9 protein-coding genes and 1 riboswitch are annotated in these 12890 nt (G+C 37.9%); of the genes, 6 read left to right on the top strand and 3 right to left on the bottom strand.

The window, feature by feature from the left end:
- Positions 1–55 precede the first annotated feature (55 nt).
- Together BMX40_RS10830 and BMX40_RS10835 are read left to right on the top strand one after the other, a co-directional pair.
- Positions 56–991, top strand: a complete 936-nt coding sequence (locus BMX40_RS10830; RefSeq protein ID WP_090869756.1) for a 1,4-dihydroxy-2-naphthoate polyprenyltransferase — start codon at positions 56–58, stop codon at positions 989–991.
- A gap of 21 nt (positions 992–1012) precedes the next feature.
- Positions 1013–1399 carry a hotdog fold thioesterase gene (locus BMX40_RS10835; protein WP_090869758.1) on the top strand — a complete coding sequence of 129 codons (387 nt, stop codon included), beginning with the start codon at positions 1013–1015 and terminating at the stop codon, positions 1397–1399.
- Positions 1400–1465: 66 nt separating this feature from the next.
- Here the strand turns inward: BMX40_RS10835 and BMX40_RS10840 are convergent, their stop codons facing one another.
- The 3 genes from BMX40_RS10840 to BMX40_RS10850 form a co-directional block, all read right to left on the bottom strand.
- Positions 1466–2050, bottom strand: a complete 585-nt coding sequence (locus BMX40_RS10840; RefSeq protein ID WP_244513502.1) for an ECF transporter S component — start codon at positions 2048–2050, stop codon at positions 1466–1468.
- A 162-nt stretch (positions 2051–2212) separates the two neighbouring features.
- Positions 2213–2358, bottom strand: a riboswitch (FMN riboswitch).
- A gap of 315 nt (positions 2359–2673) precedes the next feature.
- The gene (locus tag BMX40_RS10845) at positions 2674–6951 is read right to left on the bottom strand and encodes a S8 family peptidase (protein WP_090870001.1); all 4278 of its coding nucleotides are present in this window, start codon (positions 6949–6951) and stop codon (positions 2674–2676) included.
- 861 nt (positions 6952–7812) lie between these two features.
- Entirely contained in the window at positions 7813–8871 is a 1059-nt protein-coding gene (locus tag BMX40_RS10850; protein ID WP_090869760.1) for a M20/M25/M40 family metallo-hydrolase, read from the bottom strand.
- A gap of 156 nt (positions 8872–9027) precedes the next feature.
- Between BMX40_RS10850 and BMX40_RS10855 the strand changes: the two genes are divergently transcribed.
- The 4 genes from BMX40_RS10855 (at position 9028) to BMX40_RS10870 (ending at position 12866) form a co-directional block, all read left to right on the top strand.
- On the top strand, positions 9028–9579 hold the full coding sequence (locus BMX40_RS10855) for a thioredoxin family protein (protein WP_090869762.1): 552 nt from the start codon (positions 9028–9030) through the stop codon (positions 9577–9579).
- A 99-nt stretch (positions 9580–9678) separates the two neighbouring features.
- Positions 9679–10674: a potassium channel family protein gene (locus tag BMX40_RS10860; protein WP_090869764.1), complete on the top strand. Its 996-nt coding sequence runs from the start codon at positions 9679–9681 to the stop codon at positions 10672–10674.
- Positions 10675–10764: 90 nt separating this feature from the next.
- Positions 10765–11154: a S1 domain-containing post-transcriptional regulator GSP13 gene (yugI, locus tag BMX40_RS10865; RefSeq protein WP_090869767.1), complete on the top strand. Its 390-nt coding sequence runs from the start codon at positions 10765–10767 to the stop codon at positions 11152–11154.
- Positions 11155–11516: 362 nt separating this feature from the next.
- Positions 11517–12866 carry a glucose-6-phosphate isomerase gene (locus BMX40_RS10870; RefSeq protein ID WP_090869769.1) on the top strand — a complete coding sequence of 450 codons (1350 nt, stop codon included), beginning with the start codon at positions 11517–11519 and terminating at the stop codon, positions 12864–12866.
- Positions 12867–12890 lie beyond the last annotated feature (24 nt).

Here is a 12890-nt window from a genome sequence, read left to right on the forward strand (position 1 = left end):
ACCTTATGCCAATTTCCATAAACTTAATATGATATAGTTAGCTCAGGGGGACTTCATATTGAATACAACAAACAATACTATAAAAGAAGCTTTAAATGAACGAAGTGGATTTCAAGTATGGTGGAGGTTACTACGTCCGCATACATTGACTGCGTCGTTTGCACCAGTTTTCGTCGGTACAATGGTCGCATTACAAGATACTACCCTTCATATTTGGTTATTTTTAGCGATGTTAGTAGCATCCATGCTGATTCAATCTGCAACAAACATGTTTAATGAGTATTATGATTTTGTTCGTGGGCTTGACACAGAAGAATCTGTTGGAATTGGTGGAACGATCGTACGCGATGGGATTAAACCAAAAACGGTTTTGAATTTGGCACTAGTCTTTTATTTCATATCATTGCTACTTGGTGTTTATATATGTATGGAATCTAGTTGGCTAATTGCGGTAATTGGACTAATCTGCATGGCCTTTGGCTATTTATATACAGGCGGACCTTTTCCAATTGCATATACGCCTTTAGGCGAGCTTTTTTCTGGTTTTTTCATGGGTACCGTCATTATTGGAATTAGCTATTATATCCAAACTGGTAACTTATCTAGCCAAGTTATTTGGATCTCTATTCCTGTTGCCATATTTATTGGATGTATCATGCTCTCCAATAATATTCGTGACCTAGACGGCGATAAAGAAAGTGGTCGCAAAACGATCGCAATTCTACTTGGAAGACCTAATGCGACTCGTTTTCTTGCACTATTATTTGGTATTGCATTTCTTTTAACGACAACTTATATCTTTCTTGGAATTTTACCAACTTGGTCTTTACTAACGTATCTTGCCATTCCAAAGGCTATCAAAGTCGTGAAAAACTTCTGGGGAAAAACACAACCACTGGAAATGATGCCGGCTATGATCGCCACAGGCAAAACAAATACCATTTATGGGTTATCATTAGGTCTATCCTTACTACTTTTTCATATATTTTAAAATAACTAAGGGGGATGCTAGATGGATTTAAATAATACGCTAATGGAAGCTTTAGGCATCGAGGTTGTATCTTTAGACAAAAATTTAGTTACGATGACAATGCCTGTAGACGAGCGGACGCATCAACCAGCTGGATTCTTACATGGTGGAGCAAATGTTGCGCTTGCGGAATCTGCGGCAAGTATTGGAGCATGCTTACATGTTGATTTGGAAGCATATAACGTTTTTGGTATGGAAATTAATGCAAACCACATCAAGAGTAAACGGGATGGAGTAGTGACAGCAAATGCCAGCCCACTACATGTTGGAAAAACAACGATGGTTTGGGAAGTGAAAATTGTGGATGAGGAAGATAAACTAATTTGCATTTCACGGTGTACTGTAGGAGTTGTACCGAAAAAGAAGTAAGTTGATATGACAAAACTAAAAAAAGCTAATCCTTAAAAAGTGGTGATTTAAGGATTAGCTTTTTTATTAAGCAAATTTCGTTTGTTGCTGCTCAATCCACCTTCTCATCTTTATAAACAATGGAATAAACAACATACCTACAACAATTCCTTTTATAACGTTAAAAGGAAGAATCCCGGCTAAAACAGACCACCATTTTGCTTGTGCGGTCATTTCTCCCCAATCCATCAATAATGCATAAGCTGGCAATATAATAAAGTAGTTTAATATTCCCATTCCAACGGCCATAATAACGGTTCCTGTAACAAGTCCAGAAACAATACTTTTTACACTTTTATATTTATGGTAAAGAATACCGACTGGTAAAACAAACATACAACCTGCTAAAAAGTTTGCCGTTACCCCTACAATTTCTCCACCACCAATAGCTAAATATAAAATGTTTTTAATTGCTACAACAATTACCCCAGCAATCGGTGAAAATATTAATGTGGCCATTATCGCAGGTACATCACTAAAATCAACCTTCAAATAAGGTGGCAACATGGGCAATGGGAAATTCACAAAAAACAAAACCAGTGAAATTGCCCCCAATAATGATAGAATAATAAGTCTTACTAATTTGGATGATTGCATTGTATTTGACTGCATCATCGATCTCCCCCTTCACCTTTTATCGATTCACATCTCGTGTGAAGGATGAGCCTTTTCCTGTTGTTCAAAAATACAAAAAACCCTAAAGCTCCTAATCGGGGCCTTAGGGTTAACAAATCCACAGGAAATAAAGGTACAATACGCACCTATATCTTGGCTCGACATCTTCTCCCATCCAGACTGTAACTGTCGGTCCCGGATTTACACCGGATCAGCCGCTAAGTAGAACTACTTGGCGGGTCACGGACTTAGAACAAAAGTTCCTTACCGTCGGTCGGGAATTGCACCCTGCCCCGAAGATGGAATCGATATAATATTGTTACTGTTATTATACTAATAATATATGATTTTGAAAAGTACTTTGCTTCTATTCTTGAAGGAGTTGTAACATAATTAAGCTCTTCCGCTTTAAAGTTTATGGCTAAGTCCTTGCTTTGTTTTATAACGCTAACTATGCTAAACACATAAATTAATCTGTAACATCCATAATTTGAATTAAGAGTATGATTAGCTCAAAAGAAAATCCGAACGAATTAATTAATTCGCTCGGATTTTGCAGTATTAGACTTTTGTCCCAACCTAGAAATGATTTACATTAGATTAGATTGTTATCCAAAGGATTAATTTTTCCCTTTGGCTTTGCCGTTATTTCCTTTTTGTTTGCCTTTTGCCTTACCATTACCGTTATTACCGTCGTCTTCATCTACATTGATAAATAATTTACCGTCAGCGAATTGACGAGTTTCATTACCAAATTCATCTACTACTTTAACTTCGATTCTAGCGCCATCAGCAATTAGATTACTAGGAACTGTCCAGTATCCAACATAACGGCCATCTCCCATATCCATCATAGGAAGTTCAGTTGGGTTTGCCATTGGCAATGCAGATGGGTTGTTAGATACGCCTAAGTTCGTAAGCGGCATATGGATAGCAAATGTTGCACGCAATCCTTCTTCGCTTTCAAATTCTATTTGGACACTTTCCCCAGTCTCTAGATTTTGATCTTCCGTTGGTGTGACATTTTCAATTTCAGGTGCAGTATAGTCTGCTTCAACCGTAACTGTCTCCGTTGATTCATTTCCAGCTAAATCGGACGCAACGACTTCAATAACATTCTCCCCTTCATCAAGGATAATACGTTTTGAATAGGTGCCGTCATTAACCGATGCTTGCTGTCCATTTACAGTTACCGTATCCAAGTGATCATCAGCGATTGTTCCTTCAACGGTTACTGTCTCACGATTTGTTTTATCTCCATCAGTTGGCTGGTCAATTGTTAATTCAGGAGCTTGAGTGTCTAATGTTACGGCAACAGTCTCCGATTGACTAGCCTCTTCATCATTTACAATTGATACAGCGGTAAATTCATTAGTACCTTCTGATAATTCTACATCAAAAGCAAATTCACCGTTATCACCAATTTCTGCAGTTCCTACTTCTTCGCCGTTATTAAGTAGGTTCACAGTTGTCGATGGAGATGCAGTACCTTCAACAGTTACATTAGAATCGTTAGTTATTTCTCCATCTGCAGGTGATTGAATAACCGGGTCATCCACTCCATAAGCCACTCGAGCACGAATCATATAGTTACCTTCATCTGCAGGTGACTGTCCCCATGCGCCTCCAACTCTTTCGTAACTGCGTTCTGCATAGGTTCCATTTTCATCGGTTGCTAATCCAGGTGTATTAGGGTTTGCTTGCGTCTGAACATATACCATGAAGAAATCGCCTTCTACTTGGATATTATGTTCACGTAAATCAACCACAGTCCATTCATTTAGATCACGAATTGCTTCAGCGTCTACAGGACCTGCTAATTTTTCATCTGGCATTCCATCGTCTCCAGCAGACCAAACCTCAACTGCAAATGGAGTGTCACCAGGTACTGGCCAGTCTTCACCATGAAATTGGAATACACCGTCCGTAACAATCGCTGAATCTCTTCCTTCTGGTAAGGACATTTTTACAGCCCATGCGTTACCAGCATCATAGAATGCCCGAGCATTCTCAGCTGTACCATCATCATAGCCGATTTCTCCACCAGGAACTGTGTAGAAAGGCTCCAATTCAATGTCCAAAGTCATGTCTTCATGCAGATCAATTTCAATTTCTTGTGAATGAAAGTCCCTAGCAACTACTTTTAACGTATACGTACCTTCGTAGCCTGTTAGTTCAAACTGACCATTTTCATCTGTTTCAACTGGATCAACATTTGCATCTTCTTCTAGTAGTAATGTTGCTCCTTCAATAGGATTTCCAGAATTTTCACTTGTTACGGTTCCACTTACTGTTGCTTGTGGCAATTCATCCAATGTAAAGTTGGCTTGAACCGTTTCGTCTGCCCCTAAACTTACAGACTCTTCTTGGGAAGCATATCCATAAGCCTCAGCAACAACGGTAAAGTCGCCTGCATTATGCGTTAATGAATAGCTACCATCGATTGGATTTGTTGATGTCGAACGTCCACTTTCTAGAACACTGACTGTTGCATCAAGCGGAATATCCGAAGGTTGAACAACCTGTGTACTACTAATTCCATTCGTAGATACTTCAATTAACGGAATATCTGCAATCGTAACGTTATCAATAAACCAACCAGGATAAGTTACACTTCCATCTGTTTCAAGTAGGAACGATAGATAAACGTCGTCTCCACTAAATTCAGATAAGTCGTATGCTACAGTCTCCCATCCGCTCGAGCTACCAGTAAGCTCCTCTAACACAGTCCATTCACCAGCCGGATCATTTGTGGCAACCAATAATCCATAATCCCAGTTTGATTCAATGTCATACCAATGGTCGAATTGGATGAACGCTTCACCTTCTGGTAATTCAATCGCTGGTAAATCCAAATACGTCTCTTCATTATTATTGTAATCGCCACTTAAATTTGTACCATATAGGTTTTCTCCAGATGGTGCACTATCTGGACCAGATTCTGGCTGACCCCATTCCCAGCTAGCTTCACCACTACCACTAGCAACAATGTCCCATTCTGGATTCACTTCAAAATCTTCAAAGAAGATTGGTTCTGTTAATGTTACTACGTACTCATCACTGACAACTTCATTTCCACCAAAGTCATTTATTACCCACTGGTAAGTAAATGAATCACCTGTAATATCTTCGGCAGGGATGGTTACAGCAAATTCACCAGATTTATGGTTTCCAGATACTTGTTCTGCTTCTAATGTGTTTCCACCATAACTAACTTCAACTGAAGTAACACTAACATTGTCACTGACGACCACAGATAAAGGTAACTCTACACCCGACAACACTTCGTCTGGTGCATCGTGTTCAAATACTGGTGCTTCCGTATCTTCTCCATCCATAGTAACGACGCCTTCAATAGTTCCAAGTCCATCTGCAATAGCTGAAGCAGCAGTAAATGCATCAACAATACCATGACCAAAACCATTATTCGGAGAGTCTGGATACGTTCCATTTGTACCAGCTTCTGCATCAGCGTGTTCCATTAAAATTTCTTCTAGATCATCAACAGATAGATTTCCATTGATATCGCGAAGAAGTGCAACTACTCCAGCAACGGCTGGTGTTGCCATTGATGTACCATTGTAAGAAGAGTATCCACCACCAGGTACAGATGAACGAACTGCTACACCAGGTGCAGAAATATCAGGTTTCACTTCATCGTACGGTGAAGGACCTTCTAATGAAAACTCAGCTAAATTATCACTACTATCCGTTGCACCAACTGCAAACGATTCTGGATAGTTAGATGGTGCTGCCACTGACCCTGGTCCTCCTGGATTAAACAACGTTGTGTTACCAGCAGCAAACGCTGGGAAAATATCCGCAGCACGCCAAGCAATAACAGCGTCACGATACCATTCATCAAGACCTGGTCCGCCACCCCAAGAGTTATTCACCACATCAGGTGCTTTTGATGCATCTCCACCTGGGGCTAAAATCCACTCTGCAGCAGCTAACAGATCTGCATCATATGCTCCGTCGTCGGTGAATGCTTGAACAGCAATCCACTTCGCTCCAGGAGCTACCCCAATTTGGTTAGATCCGTCATCCTCACCACCTACCATTGTACCCATTGTATGCGTACCATGGCCATCATTGTCATATGGAACGGTTTCTCCATTTACTGGATCAAAGAAACTATACGTATGATCCACTTCACCAGTCGCTGCATCATATCCTGCATATTTTTCCATTAGTGCAGGGTGATCCCATTCCACACCAGTATCGATATTCGCAACAACTGTACCAGTTCCATCAAAACCCATACTCCAAACATCTGGTGCACCTACACGCTCAACATTCCATTCTGTGTTTTGAGTGTTATTTTCTGGTTTCGCGGAATCTTTTGTTAATTTCTTTTTCTCTTCAGGTGTTACTTTCTCTACCTCTTTAAACGGCACATTTCGTTCCGTAGCATTGATTAATTGACGTTTTTCATTTGGCAATACCTTTTCAACTTCTGCAAAAGACGCTACCTTTTGGGCAACTTCTTTTGTAGCTGTTACAGCAATACCATTTACAATGTGGAAGGAACGAATATCTTTAGCATTACCTTTTTCAGCTTCTTGCTCAAGATAATGCATAACATTTTGTTGAGATTCCAAAGCTGTAGCTTTTAATTCAGAAATAACAGCTGAACGCTGTTTAAACTCTTGATTATAGGCAGAAAGTTTAGCCTTCTCTGCCTCAGCTTTTGCCTTACTAGCAGCCTTCATTGGATCCGCTTTATCGCCAAACTTAATTAAAAACGTTACTTTATCGTTTTCTTTAAACTGTTCTGTTAAACTACTAGTTACTTTTGCTTGTGATGTTGATTGTTTCGAATCATTCAGAGAATAACTACTATTCCCATTTGATTCTGCTCCAACAAACCCAGGTGTAATTAGTGAAAATACCATTAAAATTGTCGCTATTACACTAAATGCTCTAACCTGTTTTCGTTTTTTACTCAAATTATTTCCTCCCCTCAAATGTAAAACAAACCTGTAAAACTAGTAACCCGAGTGCGTTAATAGAAACTTAATTTGCACCTCCTTATACTAAAATTACGTTGAAAATTACATTTCCAAGTAACTCTAGCTGTTACTGCAACTATAAGGGAAGGGAAGTAAAAACATTGTCGATATTTGTCATCAATTTACTGAATATTCACAATTAATTAAAAAGAACCATTTTTCATTCTCCATCACTTAGGAAATTTAGAGGGGGTAACGTAAACATATAAATACAAGTTTCTATAAGAACCCCTGAAATTAAAGGAGGAAAGGGCCGTAAAACTTTAAAACTAGTTCTTCGCTTTCCTTCTATTGGAAATAAAAATGATGAAAAAATACTATATTTGGTTTTGGCAAATTTGGATTAACCGATGTTTTTGAATACGTAGGAACTTTTTCTTAGAAAAATAAATCGATTCTATTGTAATTTGGTGTTTCCGTATCAGTTTTGGTTGTTACATAACGGTACTTAAGTCATACGTGTATGAACTATACCTTTTGTAACCGAAAACGAAAACTTTCCATAATCAGGAAAGTTGGTAAACTCTTAACCTCTATTGGAATTTTCAGGAAAGGGAAGTATTGTTCCTTTGCTAACTCGGAACAAAGGTTACGAAGCTTTTCTTTAATATTTCTTTACTGGGCGTTGCCTTAAAGATGAACATGGCTGTTCCTGCCAATAAACTACCCACACGCAATTGATTTCATAATCGCTTATGTAACTAAAAACCTTAGCTCCTAATCGAGCTAAGGCAAAAGAAAAATTTAGTCATCCAAAGGATTTAAGCTTTCATTTCCAGTCAAATTAGAAATCATCTTAACTAGTAATTCAATTTCTTCATCAATATCCTGAAAACTTACCGTTTCAACTGGGGAATGCATATATCTTAATGGTAGGGATACTAGTGAAACTGGGACACCTCTACCCGTTAAACGCATTTTATCTGCATCTGTCCCTGTCATGCGGGGAGTCAGTTCATATTGGACATCCATATTTAATTTTTTGGCTGTTTGCTCTAATAATTGATTAATCTTTCTGTTGATTGGTGCACCTTTAGCTAGAACTGGTCCCCCCTCTAGCTTAATATCTCCATGCTTGTTTTTATTCACACCTGGATAATCGGTTGCAAAGGTAACATCACAAGCAATTGCCATTGTAGGTTCAAGACCTGCAGCAGCAAAATAAGCACCACCCATGTTTGTTTCTTCGTTAACCGTACTTGCTGCATAGACACCTACATTACAGCCTGTTTCTTTCAACTTACGGAACACTTCTGCCACAATAAAGGCGCCTGTCCGATTGTCCAACCCTCGCCCAGAAAGATAACGATCCATTAAATTCTCCGGTTCTGTTTTGTAGACAACCAAATCTCCTATTTTCACAAACTTTTCAGCTTCCTCTTTCGACTTAAAACCACAATCGATAAACAAGTCTTCTAAGCCAAATTTATCTTTTAATCCACCGTGATGTTGGGCATTAACTCCAATAACCCCTGTAATCTCTTTGGAATACCCTAATACTGTTGTTTTCATACCAACAGCCGCTTTCGGATTGATTCCTCCCATTTTGTCAAAGTGAAGAAATCCATCTTCATCAATTCGGTTAATAACAAGTGCAATCTCATCACAGTGACCTGCTAACAAAACTTTAAAAGGCGCATCTGGATTAAGTACTCCAATAGCATTTCCAGCATTGTCCGTTTTGATTTCATCGGCAAAATCTTTAACATAATGAATCCACTTTTTTTGTATTGCTACTTCATCACTAGATGGGGAAGGTGTCTTCAATAACTCAATTAAGAAATCCCTATTTGATTTTTCCATAATCATCCTCCTATACTAAATGCATGTAAACTCTTTATTTATCATAGCAAAAATTAGGTACAAGAGCACATTTGTTTACCTGTGAAACGTTAATGATTACAATTAGTATAACCTTATAACCTTCAATCACATATATTGGAAAAGGAGTTGTCTAAATTGACATCATTAAATCAATGGTATGATCAAGCAATTTCTACAGACACCTATATTGAATCTATGGAACAACATAAAGATAATTTATTACACATATATGACCATTTCACCCCGCCTGAAGATACGACGTTTTTTCAACAATTAAGCAAAAAAAATTTACGTGTCATTGCATTGACCGAAGATTGGTGTGGAGACGCCATGTTAAATATTCCCATTTTGCTTCGCTTAGCTGAGAAGACAAATATGTCTGTGCGGATGCTTTTGCGTGATCAAAACTTGGAACTCATGGATCAATATTTAACAAATGGAAAATCTCGCTCTATCCCAATTTTCATTTTTATTGACCAAGATGGCAATGAAGTTGCAAAATGGGGGCCCCGCGCTGAAAAAATACAAGCGTTTTTTGATAATGCGAAAGAGAACCTTCCTCCAAACGATACGGAAGATTATGAAGAAAAATTTCGGGAAATGTTATTATTTATTACACGTAACTTTCGGGAAAATAGAGACTTTTGGAATGATGTATATGAAAGCTTAAAACAAAAACTAAGCTAACGGTTCGCCCATCTGTAAATGATGGGTTTTTTACTTTTGTATAATTCAATGATTTCAATGTCTATACTAAGATATACCCTTTAGATTCTAGGTGAGACGATGATCATTGAACAATTTAAGCATTTTTATTTTAGATTACCGGTGCCCGCAAGATTAATCATTACTATATTATCCATCACTCTCTTGTTCGGGACAATCATACACCTTATCGAGCCAGAGCAATTTCCAACTGTTTTTGATGGCATTTGGTGGGCAATTGTCACTGGGTCAACAGTAGGCTATGGTGATTACGTTCCACTTAGTACAACTGGAAGGATTATTGGAATGTTGTTAATTCTTTCAGGAGGAGGCGTTATTACCTTTTATATTGCTATGTTTTCAGCATATACAGTTAAACACGAAGAGGATTTATCAGATGGCAAGGTTGCGTATCATGGGACCGATCATATTGTCATTGTCGGATGGAATGAACGAACAAAGAAATTAGTTGAATTAATTAGAAGGCATGATAAGAAGATCGATATTATCCTTATCGATCAAACTCTACAACATATATCCTATCAACAAATTCCAGTGCATTTTATTCACGGTGATGCTACAGATGACTTTATCCTACAAAAGGCCAATATCCCCGAGGCAAGTCGAATTGTCATTACAGCTGATAGTTCTAAAAATGAAAAACAAGCAGACCATTTCACCATATTAGCTACCGTTGCAACTAGGGGGAATAATAAGAGTGTACCGATTGTCGTAGAAATTCTTTCAGCTAATCAAATAGAAAATGCCTTACGAGCTGGAGCCAATACCATTCTTCGACCAAACGACTTCATGAGTTCCTTGCTATTTCATGAAATTTACAAAACAAAATCCAAACCTTTTGAATCGATCATTCAATTACTAGCTAACAATCAATTTCATCAATTTGCACTTCCACAGGAATTTGAAAAGAAATCATTTATTCACGTTATGACAAAAATAAAAGAGAAAGATTATCTGTTGATTGGGATAATACGAGAAGATAACTGGAGGTTAAATCCACCTGCAGACTTTCAGTTAGAAAAAGGTGATATACTCGTTACGATAGAAGCGTGGTAGTTTCTCTTACTTTTTGCCACAACGGAAAACTTATGATAAAATTGTTTATTGTGTGAAAAGAATCGAAAATAGGTATAGGAGTTGTTCAGCATGACAGACAAGTTTGAGACTGGTCAAATATTACAAGGAAAAGTTACTGGAATCCAACCATATGGTGCTTTTGTTGCATTAGATGATGAGACACAAGGGTTAGTTCATATATCAGAAGTTACGCATGGTTATGTAAAAGACATCAATGAACATTTAACTGTTGGGGACGAGGTTAATGTTAAAATCCTTAATGTAGATGAAGAAAAAAACAAAGTTTCCCTTTCTATCCGCGCTACAGAAGAACCACCAAAGAAACGTCCAAAAACACAATCTAAAAAACCTGTAAAACAGCAGACTGAAGATAATGCTTCTGGATTTAATACACTGAAAGAAAAGCTAGAAGAGTGGATTGAACAATCTGAAGGTCGTGAAGGAACGACTAAAAACTAAAGGTGGAAAAAGGCTTTCTTACTATCATTATTCGTCTATGGCAGACATAGTGGTAGGGAAGGCTTTTTTTATTGCTACATTTGTATCGTGAATCTAGGGGAAACTTCCTTTATACAAAGGATGAAGGCATGAGTGCAGCGTGAAACCGTATAATCTTCCTTCATACAAGACATGAAGGTAAACATAAGTTGCATCATCTCAAAAACTACATCCATTAGCTTTTTAGCATATTTGTATGGATTTGTTGAAAAATCGACAAAATATGGCTAGGCTCTTTCTTGATTTCATACCACTACTTCGATAAAGTTAAAAAAGGAACAAAACAACCAGTAGAGAAGAATTTTCTCAAGAGGAGGACAAACATGACACATATTCAATTTTCATATGATAATGCAATGTCTTTTTTTAATCAACAAGAAATTGACAACCTAGAAGGCTTCGTTAAGGTTGCCCATGAAGCGTTACATAATAAAACCGGCCCAGGAAATGATTTTCTAGGATGGATTAACCTACCAGAAAACTATGATAGAGAAGAATACAGCCGTATTAAAGCGTCGGCAGAAAAAATTAAAAGTGACTCAGATGTATTGCTAGTGATTGGTATTGGTGGTTCCTATTTAGGGGCAAAAGCAGCACTCGAAATGTTAAACCACTCATTCCAAAATTTACTTTCAAAAAATGACCGTCAAGCTCCACAAGTCATATTCGTAGGGCATCATATGAGTTCTACTTACATGCAAGAATTATTTGATGTATTAGAAGGAAAAGATGTATCCATTAATATTATTTCAAAAAGTGGTACGACAACAGAACCGGCCATTGCATTTCGTATATTTAAGAGATATCTAGAGGAAAAGTACGGTAAAGAGGAAGCGAAAAAACGCATCTATGCTACGACCGATAAAGAAAAAGGTGCTTTAAAAACAGTAGCAAATGAAGAAGGCTATGAAACATTTGTTATCCCGGATGATGTCGGTGGACGCTTCTCTGTACTAACAGCTGTTGGATTGTTACCAATTGCAGTCAGTGGAGTAGCTATTGATGAAATGATGCAAGGTGCCAAACAAGCAATGAATGACTTTAATGAGCCTTCCCTATCCAATAATGCAGCCTATCAATATGCAGCCGTAAGGAATGTTTTGTATAACAAAGGAAAAACAATTGAAATGCTTGTAAACTACGAGCCACACCTACAGTATTTTGCAGAATGGTGGAAGCAATTGTTTGGAGAAAGTGAAGGAAAAGATCAAAAAGGGATATTCCCTGCTTCTGCTAACTTCACGACAGACCTCCATTCATTAGGGCAGTACATCCAGGATGGACGACGGGATTTATTTGAAACCGTATTACATGTAAACAATCCGAAAAAAGAGATGACTTTAGAAGCTGACGAAGGAAATTCTGACGGATTAAACTATTTAGCAGGTAAATCGATTCATGAAATAAATGATAAAGCCTATCAAGGAACTTTATTAGCCCATACGGATGGCAATGTTCCTAACCTAGTAATTGAATTACCAAAACTCGATGCGTTTACGTTCGGCTACATGGTATACTTTTTCGAAAAAGCCTGTGCACTAAGTGGTTATTTACTCGGAGTGAATCCATTTGATCAACCAGGTGTAGAGGCATATAAGAAAAATATGTTTGCATTACTTGGTAAACCTGGCTTTGAAAAGGAAAAGGAAGAACTAGAAAAAAGATTAAAATAGCATAGAAAAATGCGGCTGCATATC

The sequence above is a fragment of the Oceanobacillus limi genome, from assembly GCF_900111445.1.
Lineage (GTDB): Bacteria > Bacillota > Bacilli > Bacillales > Amphibacillaceae > Ornithinibacillus > Ornithinibacillus limi.

Coding starts and splice junctions, on each gene's coding strand:
- BMX40_RS10835 (WP_090869758.1), top strand. CDS start 1,013: ATGGATTTAAATAATACGCTAATGGAAGCTTTAGGCATCGAGGTTGTA.
- BMX40_RS10840 (WP_244513502.1), bottom strand. CDS start 2,050: ATGCAGTCAAATACAATGCAATCATCCAAATTAGTAAGACTTATTATT.
- BMX40_RS10845 (WP_090870001.1), bottom strand. CDS start 6,951: ATGGTATTTTCACTAATTACACCTGGGTTTGTTGGAGCAGAATCAAAT.
- BMX40_RS10850 (WP_090869760.1), bottom strand. CDS start 8,871: ATGGAAAAATCAAATAGGGATTTCTTAATTGAGTTATTGAAGACACCT.
- BMX40_RS10860 (WP_090869764.1), top strand. CDS start 9,679: ATGATCATTGAACAATTTAAGCATTTTTATTTTAGATTACCGGTGCCC.
- yugI (WP_090869767.1), top strand. CDS start 10,765: ATGACAGACAAGTTTGAGACTGGTCAAATATTACAAGGAAAAGTTACT.
- BMX40_RS10870 (WP_090869769.1), top strand. CDS start 11,517: ATGACACATATTCAATTTTCATATGATAATGCAATGTCTTTTTTTAAT.